At 71.1% G+C, this 16770-nt stretch carries 14 protein-coding genes and 1 pseudogene; 5 read left to right on the top strand and 10 right to left on the bottom strand.

The annotated features are described in order from the left end of the window. Positions 1 to 114 precede the first annotated feature (114 nt). Positions 115 to 684 (top strand): NADPH-dependent FMN reductase, encoded by a 570-nt coding sequence (locus FY030_RS04605; RefSeq protein ID WP_158062641.1) that lies wholly within the window; start codon positions 115 to 117, stop codon positions 682 to 684. 37 nt (positions 685 to 721) lie between these two features. Then, the gene (locus FY030_RS04600; protein WP_158060480.1) at positions 722 to 1765 is read left to right on the top strand and encodes an alcohol dehydrogenase catalytic domain-containing protein; all 1044 of its coding nucleotides are present in this window, start codon (positions 722 to 724) and stop codon (positions 1763 to 1765) included. 61 nt (positions 1766 to 1826) lie between these two features. On the opposite strand, the gene FY030_RS04595 is transcribed toward FY030_RS04600, so the two are convergent. Further along, entirely contained in the window at positions 1827 to 2828 is a 1002-nt protein-coding gene (locus FY030_RS04595) for a GTP pyrophosphokinase (protein ID WP_158060479.1), read from the bottom strand. A gap of 146 nt (positions 2829 to 2974) precedes the next feature. Here FY030_RS04595 and FY030_RS04590 point away from each other — a divergent pair, with 146 nt between their 5' ends. Continuing rightward, positions 2975 to 3523 (top strand): DUF7010 family protein, encoded by a 549-nt coding sequence (locus FY030_RS04590; protein WP_158060478.1) that lies wholly within the window; start codon positions 2975 to 2977, stop codon positions 3521 to 3523. A 142-nt stretch (positions 3524 to 3665) separates the two neighbouring features. Continuing rightward, positions 3666 to 5162, top strand: coding sequence for an FAD-dependent oxidoreductase (locus FY030_RS04585; RefSeq protein ID WP_158060477.1), 1497 nt, complete (start codon positions 3666 to 3668; stop codon positions 5160 to 5162). Between the two features lie 12 nt (positions 5163 to 5174). On the opposite strand, the gene FY030_RS04580 is transcribed toward FY030_RS04585, so the two are convergent. Beyond that, complete coding sequence (locus tag FY030_RS04580; protein WP_192498720.1) at positions 5175 to 5717, bottom strand: mismatch-specific DNA-glycosylase; 543 nt, start codon at positions 5715 to 5717, stop codon at positions 5175 to 5177. Between the two features lie 104 nt (positions 5718 to 5821). Continuing rightward, positions 5822 to 7378 carry a SulP family inorganic anion transporter gene (locus FY030_RS04575; RefSeq protein ID WP_158060476.1) on the bottom strand — a complete coding sequence of 519 codons (1557 nt, stop codon included), beginning with the start codon at positions 7376 to 7378 and terminating at the stop codon, positions 5822 to 5824. Positions 7379 to 7605: 227 nt separating this feature from the next. Between FY030_RS04575 and FY030_RS04570 the strand changes: the two are divergent. Further along, positions 7606 to 8605, top strand: a pseudogene (locus tag FY030_RS04570) (LLM class F420-dependent oxidoreductase). Between the two features lie 3 nt (positions 8606 to 8608). Here FY030_RS04570 and FY030_RS04565 read toward each other — a convergent pair. The 7 genes from FY030_RS04565 to FY030_RS04535 are packed head-to-tail and all read right to left on the bottom strand — an operon-like array spanning position 8609 to position 16754. Then, complete coding sequence (locus FY030_RS04565; RefSeq protein ID WP_158060475.1) at positions 8609 to 9610, bottom strand: sugar phosphate isomerase/epimerase family protein; 1002 nt, start codon at positions 9608 to 9610, stop codon at positions 8609 to 8611. Between the two features lie 24 nt (positions 9611 to 9634). Further along, positions 9635 to 10813 carry a Gfo/Idh/MocA family protein gene (locus FY030_RS04560; RefSeq protein WP_272950540.1) on the bottom strand — a complete coding sequence of 393 codons (1179 nt, stop codon included), beginning with the start codon at positions 10811 to 10813 and terminating at the stop codon, positions 9635 to 9637. A gap of 59 nt (positions 10814 to 10872) precedes the next feature. After that, complete coding sequence (locus FY030_RS04555; protein WP_238348552.1) at positions 10873 to 11724, bottom strand: sugar phosphate isomerase/epimerase family protein; 852 nt, start codon at positions 11722 to 11724, stop codon at positions 10873 to 10875. Continuing rightward, a complete protein-coding gene (locus FY030_RS04550; protein WP_238348551.1) occupies positions 11721 to 13007 on the bottom strand; it encodes a substrate-binding domain-containing protein in 1287 nt (428 codons plus the stop codon). Before FY030_RS04550 ends, FY030_RS04555 begins: the two co-directional genes overlap by 4 nt. After that, positions 13007 to 14131 carry an ABC transporter permease gene (locus tag FY030_RS04545; RefSeq protein WP_238348633.1) on the bottom strand — a complete coding sequence of 375 codons (1125 nt, stop codon included), beginning with the start codon at positions 14129 to 14131 and terminating at the stop codon, positions 13007 to 13009. The genes FY030_RS04550 and FY030_RS04545 overlap by 1 nt, the downstream gene beginning before the upstream one ends. Positions 14132 to 14175: 44 nt before the next feature. Then, complete coding sequence (locus tag FY030_RS04540) at positions 14176 to 15207, bottom strand: ABC transporter permease (RefSeq protein WP_158060474.1); 1032 nt, start codon at positions 15205 to 15207, stop codon at positions 14176 to 14178. Then, on the bottom strand, positions 15204 to 16754 hold the full coding sequence (locus FY030_RS04535) for a sugar ABC transporter ATP-binding protein (protein WP_158060473.1): 1551 nt from the start codon (positions 16752 to 16754) through the stop codon (positions 15204 to 15206). The genes FY030_RS04540 and FY030_RS04535 overlap by 4 nt, the downstream gene beginning before the upstream one ends. Positions 16755 to 16770: the final 16 nt, after the last annotated feature.

Here is a 16770-nt window from a genome sequence, read left to right as displayed (position 1 = left end):
CGACGCAGGGTGGCGGGAGGTCTGGAATGCGCCAAGGTGCGGGCGGTCAGGGACTCTGCCAGCCTGGAAGCGTGCGGCCCGGTCCCGGGCCGCATCGCCCGAGCACAGGAGGACATCGTGACCTACCAGGTCGGCTACTTCGTGGGCAGCCTGTCGTCCACGTCCATCAACCGGACGCTGAGCAAGGCGCTGATCCACCATGCCCCCGACGACCTCAGGTTCACCGAGATCCCGATCAAGGACCTGCCTCTCTACAGCCCGGACTTCGACGAGGAGTTCCCCCCGGAGGGTCGCGCCCTCAAGGACGCGATCGCCGCATCGGACGCCGTCCTGTTCCTCACCCCGGAGTACAACCGCTCGATCCCGGGGGCGCTGAAGAACGCCCTGGACTGGGCCTCGCGCCCGTACGGCCAGAACTCCTTCGACCACATGCCCGTCGCCGTCATCGGCGCCTCGCCCAGCGGCATCGGCACCGCGCTGGCCCAGCAGAGCCTGCGGGGCGTGCTGAGCTATTGCAACGCCCGGCAGATGACCGCCCCGGAGGCCTACATCACCTTCACCCCGGACGTGTATGCCGAGGACGGCTCGGTGAGCGACCCGGAGCTGGAGAACGTCCTGACCGACTACATGCAGGAGTTCCGCGATCACATCGAGCGGGTGCTGACCGTGCTGCCGCGCAGCTGAACTCAGGTCCTCGCTTGGTGCTGGCAGGATGAGGCCCATGCGCGCCCTCCTCTTCGACGCCTTCGGCGAGCTGCCCTATGTCGCCGAGGTGGCCGTCCCCGAGCCGGAGCCGGGCGGGGTGGTCGTCGCCGTGGAGGCGACCGGCCTGTGCCGCTCGGACTGGCACGCCTGGCAGGGCCACGACGATGACATCCGCGACCTGCCGCACGTGCCGGGTCACGAGTTCGCCGGTGTGGTGCATGCGGTCGGGGCCGGGGTGGACCAGGTGGTGGTCGGTGATCGGGTGGTGGTCCCGTTCGTGTGCGGGTGCGGCACCTGCGCGGTATGCCGTGCCGGTGGCTCCCACGTCTGCCCCGACCAGTGGCAGCCCGGGTTCAACGGGCCCGGGTCGTTCGCGGAGTACGTCGCCGTCCCCCGCGCCGACGCTAACGTCGTGCCGCTGCCGGGGCAGGTCAGTGCCGACGTCGCGGCGGGTCTCGGCTGCCGGTTCGCGACCGCATACCGGGGTGTGGTCGATGTGGCGCGGGTCCGCGAGGGTGAGCGGGTCGTGGTCCTCGGGTGCGGCGGGGTCGGGCTCGCCGCGGTGATGGTCGCGGCCGCCCAGGGTGCGGAGGTCGTCGCGGTCGACATTGCGGAGGCTGCGCTGGAGCTGGCGGTCGACGCCGGCGCCACGCACACCGTCGACGCCGCGGAGCGGGACACCGTGGAGGCGGTCCGGGGCCTCTGGCCGCACGGCGCGGACGTCGCGGTGGACGCGCTCGGCAGCGTGCAGACGGCCCGCGCCGCGACCTTCACCCTGCGCACCCATGGCCGGCACCTGCAGATCGGGCTGCTGCCGCCCGCGGTGGTGCAGGATCGGGCGACGGTGCCGATGCACGTCGTCATCGCCCGCGAGCTGCGAGTGCTGGGCAGCCACGGGATGCCGGCGGTCGACTATCCCCGGATGCTGCAGGACGTCGCGACCGGCCGGCTGACCCCCGAGCGGCTGATCTCCCGGAGAATCACCCTGGAGGAGGCACCCGCGGCTCTGGCCGCGATGGACACCGGGACCACGCCCGGGGTGACGATCATCCGACCCTGAGGCGGGCAGCCGACCACCGGCGGCGGTCTCCCGGGCCAGGGGAGCCGTGATGGGGCCGCGCCTACGGGGAGGCCGCGGACAACTTCTCCAGCCGGGTCTGGAGCAGCGCGGTGCGGTGCGCGTTGCCGTGCAGCGCCACATACTTCTCCCCGAACACGGACAGGAGCGCATCGTCGAGACGGCGCACGGCGCCAGGCGGGTAGCGGTAGCCCATCTTCGCCTCGATCTCGGCCGTGTCGACGCTGCGCAGCAGGTCACGCAGCTCGGTGAGGGAGGTGATGCCCAGTTCCAGCAGCAGCCCCGAGACCCACGCGTAGTGGTCGGTGCGGGACCAGCCGGCGTCGGCGAACTGGCCGGCCAGGAAGGCCGAGAGCTCCTGGCTGCCGATGCGCGGGTCGTCGTCGGCCGGCTCGACGGGCGGGGCAACCTCCTCGCGGTGCCGGTCGCGGATGGCGGTGAACTGCTGGTCGGCCAGCTCCAGCAGCCCGGCAGCCAGGGTAAAGCGCCGGTCGAAGTCGGGCGCATGAGCCTCGGGCACCGAGCCCTTGTAGCGGATGTCGTGCTCGAACTCGGCCCAGGCGTGCTGCAGCACGGTGCGGATCTGCACTGAGGCCTTGCGGCCCCGCAAGGGACCCTTGGCCCTGGCACGCACGGGGTCGAGGCCGACGAGCAGGTGCCGGCTGGCATAGCCCCAACGGCCCTCAGCCGCGGTCTCCCGACCCATGTCGCGATCCTCGAGGATGACCAGCTGGTCGGCCAGCAGCTCGACGACGGCACGCACGTCGCCCAGGACATAGGTGATGACCCGGATCCCGATCTGGTCGGTGATGTCGCGGACGGGGTCGGGGTAGACCAGCCGGCCGTCGACCCGCCGGGAGAGTTTGCCGGCGTAGGAGTCGATGGACTTGGTGCGGCTAGTGACGTCGAGGTAGTCGATGCCGGCGTCGTCGAGGAGCTGAGTGACCAGGGCGACGTAGGCCTCGGTGGCGGCGACGTACGCGTCGTGCTCTGCCGCATACCGGGCCGCGGCCCTGCGGATCTTGGCCGGCTCGGAGGACACCATGGGGACAGCCTGCCGCACAAGAGGACGCTTCACCGAGCGGCCTCGCCGTGGGCGGGCGCGCGCCGTTGGGCCGCGTCGAAGGCAGACCCTCATCGGGTCGACGCTGGCAGGAGGGGAAGCCGACGCGGTGACTAGAGTGACGCAGCATGGGGACCGACATGACGATCGCTCAGGCGCAGGCTGACGTCCGGGAGGTCTACTCAGGAGGCTTTGGCGGTCCCGCCGTCGCTGCCGTGGTCTGGCTGACGGCAGGAGTGGTGGCCAGCACCGTCGGTGTGCCGGTCGGGGCAGCCGTGCTCTTCCTCGGTGGCGCCGTCCTGATCTTCCCGGCCAACCTGCTGCTGAACCGCCTGCTCACCGGCCGCCCTGACCTACCGGCCGGGCACCCGATGCGGGGTCTGGCGATCCAGTCCGCCGCCACGATGGCCGTGATGCTGCTGGCGCTGTGGCTGCTGGCACCGCACCTGCCCGCAGCGTTCTTCCCCCTGGCCATGATCGCGGTCGGGAGCCACTACTTTCCCTTCGCCCACCTCTACGGTGACAACGCCTTCCTCGTCGCAGGTGCGATCCAGTCCGCCGCGGGCCTGCTGCTACTGATGATGGGTCTGGGTGACGTCGCGGCCTATGCCATGGCAGTCCTCCTGGCGGCGCTGTCCATCACCTTGGCTGTCCGCCGACGCGGCGACCACACCTGAGCGGCGGGCAACCACCCACCGAGCAGCCGCGCGGCGGCCGCGGGGGCCACTTCACCGAGCGGCCCCGCCGTGACCGGCCCACGATGGTCGGACGACCCGGTGGAGGCGCCGCCGGCACGCGCGAGGAAGGCAGTTGGTGGACATGACGTCCCTCTGGCAGGCAACGGCACCCCGACCCGAGACCGACCCCTGGCCCGGCGGCGCCAGCTGCGAGGTGCTGGTCGTAGGTGCCGGCCTCACCGGTCTGGCCACCGCGCACGCCCTCGTGCAGCAGGGCCTGGACGTGGTCGTGCTGGAGGCCCGCGAGGTGGGCGGGGTGACGACCGCACGCACCACCGGCAAGGTGTCCCTCCTGCAGGGCACGACGCTGTCCCGCATCCGCAGCAAGGCCGGGCCGGAGGCGGTGCGCCGGTATGTCGAGGCCAACCGGGTCGGCATGCAGTGGTGGCTGGACGTGATCGGAGAAGGGCCGGCGCTGCAGCGACGGCCTGCGCTCACCTACGCGACCACGAAGAAGGGCAAGCACTCGCTGACGCAGGAGTGGCAGGCCGCCACCGAGGCCGGACTGCCGGTCCAGGCCCTGGGCGGCGAGGCGATGGAGTATCCCGTGCCCGCGATCGCGGTCATGCGCCTGGGCGACCAGCTGCAGGCGCACACGCTCATCGCGCTGGAACAGCTGGCCCGCGAGATCCGGGCCGGCGGGGGCCGGATCGTGGAAGGGGTCCGGGTCATGGGGCTGAAGTCCGGGACGCCGCACGAGGCGCGCACCGACCACGGCCCGCTGCTGGCGCGCACCGTGGTTCTCGCGACCGGCATGCCGATCCTTGACCGGGGGATGCACTTCGCCCGGCTGGAGCCCCAGCGCTCCTACGCCCAGTCCTACCGACTGCCGGGCGGCGTGCCGCCGCAAGGGATGTACCTGTCCGCCGACAGCCCCAGCCGCTCGATCCGCTCGGTGCCGGTCGACGGCGAGGAGGTCTTGCTGGTGGGTGGCAACGGGCACACGGTGGGCCGCGACCCGCACCCCCAGGGCAACGTCGATGACCTGCGGCACTGGACCCAGGAGGTCTTCCCTGGCGCCGAGGAGCTGCACAGCTGGTCGGCGCAGGACTACCGCAGCGAGGACGGCATACCCGTCGTCGGGCCGCTGACCGGTGAAGACCCGACCCTGTTGTGCGCCAGCGGCTTCGGCAAGTGGGGCATGTCGAACGGCGCGGCCGCCGCGCTCGCCCTGGCCGGGTGGGTGACCGGGGACGTGCCGGAGTGGGCGCGGCTCTACCAGGAGCGCGGCAACGCCGGGTCACGGCTGGTCAGCCTGGGTCGCATCAACGCCGAGGTCACCGCGCACCTGGCGCGGGGCTGGGCCAGCGGGATGGCCAGCACGCTGCCCGAGCAGCCGCCCGCGGAGGGCGAGGGCGTCGTCGGGCGCGACGGGGCGAGCATGGTCGCCTGCAGCACGGTCGACGGGCAGACCCACAAGGTCTCGGCCGTGTGCACGCACCTGGGCGGCAAGTTGAACTGGAACGACGCCGAGATGTCCTGGGACTGCCCGCTGCACGGCTCACGTTTCGGCGCCGACGGGCGGGTGCTGGAGGGGCCCGCCACCTCACCGTTGAAGGAGCCGCTGAAGGAGCAGTGAGCCGCCGGGTGCTCAGGCGCTGGTGGCCTGCGTCGGCTGGTCCTCCTTCCTGACGAGGGTGCCAAGGTCCTCCCACCAGGACTCCCGGTCGGGCCGGCCGTCGTAGTCGCGGCGCCGGTTCGCCCCCGAGCTGCTGGGCAGCACGAACACCGGGGCGCCGGCGAACGTCCAGTCCTGCAGGCCAAGCCCGGGAGGCCGGTGACCCGCCCACCGGGCGCAGTGGGTCGCGGCGACCTTGCCGTTGAAGGCGACCCACCGGGGCCGGTGCTCCGAGAGCTTGGCGGCCAGGCTGGGGACGTCGAAGACCAGCTGACGGCCGTGCGACTGCGCCTCGATCTTGACCAGGTCGGTGAGCCCGATGCCGTGCTCGACCAGGGTGGCGTCGTCGGGCGGCGGGAGCACCCGCGGTGTGAGCCCGGCGCGCGCGAGCAGGGTCCAGAACGACTGGCCGGGCCCGGCGTAGTAGTGGCCCCGGCGCGCAGCACAGTCCCCCACTGCCGTCCCGACGACGACAAGCCGCAGGTCGTGGTCGAGCAGGTCGTCCAGGACGTCCACCGCGTGCTCCTTCTTCGGTGTTGGTTTCTTCGGTGTTGGTTTCTTCGGTGTTGGTTTCTTCTCAACCGTCAGGCTACGCCGCCGGACGGCTGACAGACCGACTGTCACTCCTCGCCAAACTGCCCCGTGAGCAGTCGATGGCGAGCCTGCGATGACCAGTTCAGCCCGACGATCTCCACGCTCTTGCCGAGACGGGCGTACTTGGCCTGCACCGCGTCCAGGGCCGCGACCGTGGAGGCGTCCCAGATGTGGCTCGCGGACAGGTCGATCACCACGCGGGACGGGTCGCCGCTGTAGTCGAACTGGTAGACGAGGTCGTTGCTCGTGGCGAAGAAGAGCTCGCCGGACACCTTGTAGGTGCGCACGTCGGGCTCGCCGCCCCCGTCTACGTCGGTCTCGGCGACTCGGTCGACGGAAGCGAAGTGAGCCACCCGCCGGGCGAAGAGGATGATCGCCGCGTTGACGCCGACGATGACGCCGTAGGCCAGGTTCTCGGTGATCACCGTGACGGCGACGGTCAGGAGCATGACCAGGTTCTCGCTGTGCGGCATCCGCCGGAGGGTGGCCGGGTGGATGCTGTGCCAGTCGAAGGTCGCCACCGAGACCATGACCATCACCGCCACGAGTGCGGCCATCGGGATCATCCCGACCAGCGGCCCGGCACCGAGCACGAGGGCAAGCAGGAAGACGCCGGCGAGGAAGGTGGAGATCCGGGTCCGCGCGCCCGAGACCTTGACGTTGATCATCGTCTGGCCGATCATCGCGCAGCCACCCATGCCACCGAAAAGGCCGGAGGCCATGTTGGCCACGCCCTGGCCCCAGCTCTCCCGAGTCTTGTCGGAGTGGGTGTCGGTGATGCCGTCGACCAGCTTGGCGGTCATCAGCGACTCCAGCAGGCCGACCAGGGCCATCGCCAGCGCGTAGGGGCCGATGATCTGCAGGGTCTCCACACTCAGCGGCACGTTCGGGATGAACAGCTGGGGCAAGGAGGTGGGCAGCTCGCCCTGGTCGGCGACGTCGGGCAGCTGCCAGCCGGCCCCCCACATCAGCAGGGTGATCACCACGATCGCGACCAGGGGCGCCGGCACGACGGTGGTCAGCCGCGGCAGGCCCACCAGGATCAGCAGCCCGAGGACGACCAGCGGGTAGACCAGCCACGGCACCCCGATGAGGTAGGGCAGCTGGGCCAGGAAGATGAGGATGGCGAGGGCGTTGACGAAGCCGACCATGACCATGCGCGGGATGAACCGCATGAGCTTGGCCACGCCCAGGACGGCCAGCACGATCTGCAGGATCCCGGCGAGGATGACCGTGGCGATGAAGTAGTCCATCCCGTGCTCGCGCGCCACCGGCGCGATGACGAGCGCCACGGCCCCGGTCGCCGCGGTGATCATCGCCGGCCGTCCGCCGACGAAGGCGATCGTGACCGCCATGATGAAGCTGGAGAACAACCCCACCCTGGGGTCGACACCGGCGATGATCGAGAACGAGATGGCTTCAGGGATCAGCGCGAGCGCCACGACCAGGCCGGCCAGCACCTCGGTGCGCAGCCGCCGCGGGTTGCGCAGCGCTGCCAGGCTCGAGGTCTCCCGCTCCCCCGCCTCCGGCACGACGGGGGTATGCGGCTCCTGGGGCACCTCGGTGGTGCGCGGCTCGAGCATCGGGCTCCTTCGGGCAGGCTGCGGTCAGCGGTGGCTGGACGGGGGCGTCGGCGACGCGGTAGGGCCGGACGAGCCCCATGGCAAAGCGACGGCGGCCCCGCCGTCGCTGCGGGGGCAACTCTACCGCCGAGATCTGCTGCAGGCGCTGGACAGCCTGAGTGACCCAGCCGGCCGTCGTAGCATCTCTTCGGCGCGCAGGACCTCGGTGATCCCGTCACGATGGGGCCATGAGCGACATCCGTTTCGGCTACACCCTGATGACCGAGCAGGCTGGCCCCAAAGAGCTCGTCCGCTTCGCCGTCGGCGCGGAGGAGGCCGGCTTCGACTTTGAGGTGAGCAGCGACCACTACTTCCCGTGGCTGTCGGCCCAGGGGCACTCCCCCTATGCCTGGACCGTCCTGGGCGCCGTCGCCCACGCGACGCAGCGGGTGGAGCTGATGACCTACGTCACCTGTCCGACCATGCGTTACCAACCCTGCCGTCGTGGCGCAGAAGGCGGCGACCCTGCAGATCCTGGCCGACGGCCGGTTCACCCTGGGCCTGGGCAGCGGGGAGAACCTCAACGAGCACGTCGTAGGACAGGGCTGGCCGACCGTCGGCACCCGTCAGGAGATGCTCGCCGAGGCCATCGAGATCATCCGCGCCTTGCACACCGGTGAGCTGGTCGAGCACCGGGGCGAGTACTTCGACGTGCCCTCGGCCCGGGTCTGGGACCTGCCCGAGGAGGGGGTCGACATCGCCGTAGCGGTCGGCGGCCAGGAGGCCATAGCCCGGTTCGCGCCGCTGGCCGACCACCTCATCGCGACCGAGCCCTCCCGCGAGTACTTCCAGCAGTGGAACGACACGGACGGCGCCCCGCGGATCGGTCAGGGCGGGCCGGCCCGCGCGATCGGCCAGATCCCGATCTGTTGGGACCCCGACGAGCAGCGCGCGGTCGAGCGGGCGCACGAGCAGTTCCGCTGGTTCGCCGGCGGCTGGGCCGTCAACGCCGACCTGCCGACGACAGCCGGCTTCGCGGGGGCGACCCAGTTCGTCCGGCCCGAGGACGTGGCCGAGCAGATCCCCTGCGGGCCCGACCTGGACGCGATCGTCGAGGCGGTCCGCCCCTACTGGGAGGCGGGCTTCACCGACATCGCCATGGTGCAGGTCGGCGGCCAGAGCCAGGACCAGTTCCTGGCCGAGTGCGCCAAGCCGCTCCTGGACAAGCTGCGCACCGCCGCGGGCTGACCGCTACTCCTGGCTGAACGCGGAGTCGAAGGAGGTCGTGGCTGTCGGGTAGTCGAACCGCCTGAGGTAGGCCAGCGCCTCGGGCGCACCGTGCAGCCGGTCCATCGACGCGTCCTCCCACTCCACCGAGACCGGGCCGTCGTAGCCGGCATGGGCCAGCGCGCGGAAGCAGTCCTCCCAGGGCACGTCACCGCGCCCGGCGGAGACGAAGTCCCAGCCGCGGCGCTGGTCGCCCCACGCCAGGTGGGAGGACAAGATGCCGTTGCGGCCGCCGCCCATCCGCATCCGGGTGTCCTTGCAGTCCACGTGGTAGATCCGGTCGGCGAAGTCGGTGATGAACCCGACGGGGTCGATGCCCTGCCACATCATGTGGCTCGGGTCCCAGTTGAGCCCGAAGGCCTCGCGGTGCCCGACGGCCTGAAGCGTGCGGACGGTCGACCAGTAGTCGTAGGCGATCTCGCTGGGGTGCACCTCGTGGGCGAACCGCACCCCGCACTCATCGAAGACGTCGAGGATCGGGTTCCACCGGTCGGCGAAGTCCTGATAACCGGCCTCGATGCGCTCAGCGGGGACGGGCGGGAACATCGCGATGTACTGCCAGATCGAGGAGCCGGTGAAGCCGACGACGGTCTTGACCCCCAGCTTCTGCGCAAGCCTGGCGGTGAGCTTCAGCTCTTCCGCGGCCCGCTGCCGCACGCCCTCGGGGTCGCCGTCGCCCCAGACCCGTGGGCCGACGATGGCCTTGTGTCGCTCGTCGATGGGGTCATCGCAGACCGCCTGGCCCTTGAGGTGGTTGGAGATCGCCCAGACCCCCAGGCCATGGCGGCGCAGGATCTCCAGTCTGCCCTCGACATACTCGTCGTCATCCCAGCGCCAGGCGTCCAGGTGCTCGCCGGAGACCGCGATCTCCAGCCCGTCATAACCCCAGCCTGCGGCGAGCTCAGCGACCTCCTCCAGCGTCAGGTCGGCCCACTGGCCGGTAAAGAGGGTGAACGTCTTGGCCATCATGTCTCCTTCGTCGGGTCAGGATCAGGGGTAGGCGGTGGGCGGGCAGGCGTCCAGCGTCTCCTCGTTGCCGGTCGGCGTGGTCACGCCCCCGGCCGCGTGGCTGGCCTCGATCGCCGCCAGGACCCGCTGGACGGACAGCCCGTCGGCGAAGCTCGGCAGCAGCTCTCCCCCGCCGGTGATCGCCCGCAGCAGGTCCGCGGCCTGTGCGGTGAAGGTGGAGTCCCAGCCCAGCGTGTGCCCGGGCGGCCACCAGGCGTCCACGTAGGGGTGCTCAGGCTCGGTGACGAGGATCTGCTTGGGGCCGTCGGTCGCCGAGCCGGTGCTCTCGTGCAGCACCAGTTCGTTGAGCCGCTCCAGGTCGAAGCGCAGCGACCCGCTCGTGCCGTAGACCTCGACCTGGAGGGCGTTCTTGCGGCCGGTCGCGACCCGGCTCACCTCCAGGCTGGCCACCACCCCGGACGCGGTATGCAGTGTCGCCCAGGCGGCGTCGTCGACGGTCACCTCCTCGGGCCCGTCAGGGCCCGGCCGCCGGGGCACGAAGGTGCGCAGCTCGCCGCGCACGCTGGTTACCGGCTCGCCGAGGATGGCATGCAGCTGGTCGACGGCGTGCGAGCCGAGGTCGCCGAGCGCACCGGACCCGGCCGTCTCCTTGCGCAGCCGCCAGGTCATCGGCGCGGCGTCGTCGGCCAGCCAGTCCTGCAGGTAGGCCAGACGAACCTCCCGGACCCGCCCGATGCGGCCCTCGGCCACGAGCGAGCGGGCCAGCGCGAGCGCCGGCACCCGGCGGTAGTTGTGCGCCAGCATCGTCCGCCCGGCCCCCTCCTGCCGGGCGGCTTCGACCAGCGCCTCCGACTCGGCCACCGTGTTGGCCAGAGGCTTCTCGACGATGACGTGCTTTCCGGCGGCGAGCGCGGCCAGCGCCACCTCGGCATGCAGGTGGCCCGGCGTGCACACGTCGACGATGTCGATGTCGTCCCGCTCGACGACGGCCCGCCAGTCGGTGGCGGCCTCGGCCCAGCCGTAGCGCCGGGCGGCCTGCCCGACCGCGTCCGCGTCCCGGCCGACGAGGACCTGCATCCGCACCGGCGGGACGTCGGGGTAGAACGCCGCGACATTGCGCCAGGCGTTGGAGTGGGCCTTGCCCATGAACGAGTAGCCGACGACGGCTACGCCGAGGGGCTCGGGCGCTCCAGCTGCCAAGGGTCTCTCCTTCTTCGAAAGGATGGTGCAGGTGGTCGGACGCTCGGGTGGGTTGAGCGTCAGGTGGTCAGCGAGCGCAGGAAGGCTAGGCCGTCGGCAGCCAGGTCGTCCTGCGTGGGCGCCAGCGGCCGCCAGATGGAGGCGGCGGTGGCAATGGCGGCGTTCTCGGCGGTGAAGCTCTCGATGCACAGCGCGCCGGTATAACCGACCTCGTCGAGCGCGGCAAGGATTCCCGGCCAGTCGGTCTGGTCGTCGCCGGGAGCGCCGCGGTCGTTGCCGCAGACCTGCACGTGCACGAGGTGTTCCCCCGCCCGCAGCACGGCGTCGGCGGAGGAGCGCTCCTCGATGCCCAGGTGGTAGGTGTCCAGCGCGAGACCGCACGCCGGGCCGAGCAGGCCCCCCAGCCCGGTGAGGGCCTGCTCGACCGTGTTCACCAGCGACGTCTCGTAGCGGTTGAGCGGCTCGATCCCGATCCGCACGCCGGCCTGGGCCGCGTGCTCGACGACCGGGGCGAGGTGCTCCCTCCACTCCTGGTAGGTCGCCTCCCGCTCGGTCGACGTCATCCGCCAGACCCGGCCGGTCGCGGCGTAGAACGGCCCGCACACCGCCGGGGCACCGATACCTGCCGCGAGGTCAACGCACCGGCGCAGGTAGTCCTGCGTCGTGGCGACGGCGCCCGGGGCGGCGACGACGAGGTCGCGACCCGGGGCCATCGCCCCGACGACGTGCGGCTGCAGCCCGGTGGCGTCCAACGAGGCCCGGACGGCGGGGACCGTGAGGTCGCCCGCGGACTCCAGCGGCAGCTCGACCGCGTCGAAGCCCATCTCCGCGACCCTCCCGAGCAGCTCGGGCAGCTGCCGGTCGGTCAGCGGGGACGTCCAGACCCACGTGTTGACGCCCAGGGGTCTCACGGGATCTGGCGGTCCTGCCACACCTGCGGGTAGCCGGGCAGGTCCTCGCCGCCGAACTTGGCGTAGTGCCCGTCGGGCATGCCGTCGTTGGCGGTCAGGAAGTCGCCGCGCTCGTCCTCGGTGATCGGTGCCTGGGGCAGGACCCACTCGGCGGGGATCTCCTCGCCGGCGGCGATCATCTCCAGCGCCAGCAGCGGGGTGCGCCACTGGAAGTTGGAGTAGACCGGCGCCATACCGGTCAGCCCGGTCTCCTCCCACTTGCGCAGGAAGCTCATCTCGTCCTCACCGGTCATGACCGGGTAGTCCGCGCCGGCGTCCTCGAAGGCCTCGATGGCGGCGACGGCACCGTCACCGGCGTCCATCCACACGCCGTGGACGTCGCCGCGGGCCAGCTCATCGGAGATGATCTTCTTGATCTCGGTCGGGTCGGCGCCGGTGAAGTAGTCGACCGCCTCGATGCCGTTCTCCTCGAAGATCTTCTCGGCGGAGGCCCACCGGTGCTCAAGCACGTCGACGCCGGGCAGGATGCGCAGCGCGACGACCTTGTCGCCCTCCTCGAGGTTCTCGACGAGGAACTCGGCCGTGTCGATGCCCCAGGCGTAGCCACCGATGGGGTGGATGAACGTGGTGGCGCAGTCGGTCTCCACGCCGCGGTCGAAGACGACGACCGGCATGCCCGTGTCGCAGGCCCGCTCGACCGCGGGCGTCATCGCCGCGGTGGAGTTGGGCGAGATGACGAACGCGTCGCAGCCGGCCTCGGCGATGAAGTAGTCGATGTCGGCGATCTGAGTGTTGTCGTCGTCCTGGGCGTCGCGGGTCTCCATCTCGGAGATGACCCCGGCGTCCTGCAGTTCCTTGAGCTGCTCGTTCATCGTGATCCAGCCGGTCTGCCGCCACGGGTTGGAGATCGAGGCGTTGGAGAAGCAGACCTTCATCGCCTCGTCGGTGGCGAACTCGGAGGTGTCGGTCATCTCACCGTCGATGTACTGCAGGTGCGGCGCGGACGCGTCACCCTCGAAGGTGGCCGAACGCTGCTCGTACTGCTCGTCGTAGACGGCCTGGTCGAACCAGTCGTCCGAGCCGCCGGCCTCCTCACCCGCTTCCTCGTCGTCGCCGGTGTCGTCGCCGGTGTCGTCTGCGGTGTCGTCGCCGCCCTCGGGCTCAGCGGCCGGGTTCTCGGCCTGCCCGGTGGGGTCGTCGAGGGACTCATCGGTCGAGCACGCCGCCAGCATGGCCAGCGCGGCGGTGGCAGCCATGAGGCTGCCGATCTTCTTCCTGCGCATCAGTTCTCTCCTGTTGTCGTGCCCGGGGTGGGCGTGGTGGTGGTAGTAGAGGTTGAGCTGCGGTCGGGGGCGTCGGGCTCGTTGGGGGCGTCGGGCTCGTCGGAGTTTCCGGTATGCCGGTTCAGCAGGCCCTTGTCGGGGCGCCGGACGCCGCTCCATACCCGGGCGGACGCGGCGACGGCGAGGATGATGATCACGCCCTGCACGGTGGGCCGCCAGGTCGAGGCGACACCCAGGAAGTTCAGCAGGGTGAAGAGCAGTTCCAGGGCGAAGGCCCCGGCCGCGGCCGAGAGCACCCATCCGCGGCCGCCGCCGAGGACGACCCCGCCGATGACGACCGCGGTGATCGCGGTGAACTCGTAACCGCTGCCCACCGAGGGGTGCACCCCGGCATACCCGACGAGGATGATCCCGGAGACGGTCGCGGCGAGGGAGGACAGCACGAAGGCGCGGGTCTTGACCCACCACACGGAGGCGCCGGACAGGCGGGCGGCCTCAGGGTTGTCCCCGGTGGCCACCAGGGTCCGGCCGAAGGGTCGGCGCATGAGCCACACGGCGCCGAGGGCGACGACGAGGAGGATGATCGCCGGGTAGGGAATGATGTCAAGGACCGGGACGTCGCGGATGCCTCCGCGGCCGATCTGCCGGAAGCTGTCGACCGGGTTGCCGGTGGCGGCGCCGCCGGTGAGGTAAAGGACCAGGCCGGACAGCGCCAGCATCATGCCGAGGGTGACGATGAAGCTGGGCACCTTCAGGATCGTGGTCGCCAGCCCGTTGATGATGCCGACGAGCGCACCGAGGGCGACCATGAGCAGCATCACCGGCAGGATGCGCGACTCGTCCTGGCCGATGAGGTTGCCCGCGAGGACCACCTGCATGGCCACGACCGAGCCCATCGACAGGTCGAACTCGCCGGAGACGATGACGAAGTACTGCCCGATCGCCGCAATCGCGATCGGGGCCGTGCGGCCGATGAAGCGGATGAGCGAGCCGGGCTCGCCGAAGCTGGGGTTGGCGCTGACCACTGCGGCCAGCAGCAGTACGACGAGGACGAAGACGGCGCCGCCGGGCGTCACGAGCGTGCGGCCGAACCGGCCGAGCACGCCGCCCTCGTGCAGCGGCAGCTCGTGCCGGCGGCCGCCGGCCTGCGAGGTGATGGTCTGGGTGCTCACGCGACCTCCTCCGCGACCCGGCGGTCGGCGCCTTGGGCGCCGAAGCGAGCCGGTCGCCGGTCCATGTTGCGCCGGGCGTAGACGGCGACGGCCAGGACGATGACGAGGCCGCGGACGACGTCGCGCAGGAACGAGTTGACCTCGAGCACGCCCATGACGTTGTCCATGACCGCGAAGATGGCAACACCGCCGAGGGTGCCCAGGACGTTGCCCTTGCCGCCGGCCAGGACCGTGCCGCCCAGGACGACGGCGGCGATCGACATCAGGTCGTATCCGCCCTGGCTGCCGATGGTGGGGCTGCCCACGGACAGGCGCGCCAGCAGGAGCAGGCCGGCCACCCCGGCCAGCATCGAGCAGAGCACGTGGGCCAGGATCACCGGCGGCGCGGTGCGCAGCCCGCTGAGCCGAGCGACCTGCGGGTTGCCGCCCACGGCATACAGGTGGTGGCCGACACGGGTGCGGCGCAGGAGCAGGATGACCAGGGCCGCGCAGGCCAGCATGATGAGGGTCGAGACCGGGACCGGGCCGATGTTCGTGGCGCCGATGAGGCGGAAGTCGCGTGGCGCAGACCCGGCGGACCCCTTGTAGTTGCTGCCCAGGTAGCCAGCGAGGATGAGCCCCATCCCCAGTGTCGCGATGAAGCCGTGGACGTGGAGCACGCTGACGACCAGGCCGTTGACCAGCCCGATCAGGGCTGAGACGCCGAGGGCCAGGACGACCGCGAGCGGGATGTTGCCCGACTGGCCGGCCATGGTCACGCCGGCCACGAGGCTGCTGAGGCTGACGACGTAGGGCACGGACAGGTCCAGGCTGCCGCCGAGGATGACCAAGGTCTGGCCGATGGCGACGAACCCCAGGATGCTCGTGCCGGTCAAGATCGCCGAGACGTTGCCGGGGCTGAGGAAGTTGCGTCCGGCGGTCGCGGTGAGCACGGCGCCGGCCACGAGCGCGAGGGCCAGCACGATGAAGACAATGCCGGTCGAGGTGATCGGTGCCCGGGCGAGGCGCCCCTGCTGGAAGGTGGTCATGCGCTGCGCACCTCCTCGCCAACCCCGGTGCCCAGCGCGAGGACGTCCTCCTCGGAGCTGCCCGCGGGCAGCTCACCGGCGAGCCGGCCGTCGCGCATCACCAGGATCCGGTCGGACAGGCCGATGACCTCGGGCAGGTCGCTGGAGACCATGAGCACGCCGACACCGCGGTGGGCGAGCTGGCGCAGCAGCTCGTAGATCGCGTGCTTGGCGCCCACGTCGATGCCGCGGGTCGGTTCGTCCATGAGGATGACCGCCGGGTCGGTGCTGAGCCAGCGCGCCAGGACGACCTTCTGCTGGTTGCCGCCGGAGAGGAACTGGACCTCTTGCCCGAGCGAGCGGGCGGCGACCTCGAGCGAGGACAGGATGCCGGGCATGTCGGCGCGGGTGCGGGCCGCCCGTCCGGGGAGGACGGCGCGGACCACGCCCAGGGCGTTGTCCAGGATCGACTGGTTGAGCGCCAGCCCCTTGGCCTTGCGGTCCTCGGTCACCAGTGCCAGACCCTGGCGGATCGCCTGGCGGGGTGAGGTGGTGCGCACCGTCCGGTCGCGCAGGGTCATGGTGCCGCGGGTGAAGGGGTGGACCCCGAAGATGCTCTCGACGAGCTCGGTGCGCCCGGAGCCCTGCAGACCCGCCAGGCCGACGATCTCACCGGCGCGCACGCTCAGGTCTACGCCGTCCACATACCCGTTGCCCGCGCCGCTGAGGGTGAGCAGCTCCTCCCCGAGGGTGGTGCCGGGGATCGCGTCGGGGAAGAAGGAGGAGATGGGGCGGCCGACCATGAGCCGCACGAGGGCGGCCTCGTCCAGCTCCGCCGCCGGCTGCGTGGTCACCTGGCGGCCGTCCTTAAGGACGGTGATCGTGTCGCAGAGGTCGAAGATCTCCTTGAGCCGGTGGGAGACGTAGAGGATCGCGACGTCACGCTCGAGCAGGCGCGAGATGATGCGGTAGAGCAGGTCGACCTCGTGGCCGGCGAGCGCGGCGGTCGGCTCGTCCATCGAGATGATCCGGGCGTCGTAGCTGACCGCCTTGGCGATCTCGACGATCTGCTGCTCGGCGACCGACAGCGAACGCGCGGTCCGGCTCGGCGACAGCCCCGTCACGCCGAGACCGTCGAGGAGGGCGGCGGTGTCGCGGTGCATGCGGCGGGTGTCGACGAGCGGTCCGCTGCGGGGCTCCCGACCGAGGTAGACATTCTCGGCGACCGTGCGGTCCGGCAGCAGGTTGAACTCCTGGAAGACGGTCGACAGACCGGACTGCTGCGCCTGGACGGGGTGGCTGAAGGAGCGGGTCTGGCCCAGCATCTCGATGGTGCCGCCGTCGGGGTGGTGCACGCCGGCGAGCAGCTTCATCAGCGTGGACTTGCCGGCACCGTTCTCGCCGACCAGGCCGTGGACCTGGCCGGGATGCAGGTCCAGGTCGACGTCCTGGAGCACGGCGTTGCCGAAGAACCGCTTGGTGAGGCCGCGGGCGCGCAGCACGGGAGGAGTGCTCGCGGTCGCGTGCGGCGGTGCAGCGTCGGGGGCGACGTCGTCGTCGTTCGTCACGACAGTGACTATGGCA

The organism is Ornithinimicrobium pratense (assembly GCF_008843165.1).
GTDB classification, from domain to species: domain Bacteria; phylum Actinomycetota; class Actinomycetes; order Actinomycetales; family Dermatophilaceae; genus Ornithinicoccus; species Ornithinicoccus pratensis.
This window is presented reverse-complemented; position numbering and strand designations above follow the sequence as displayed.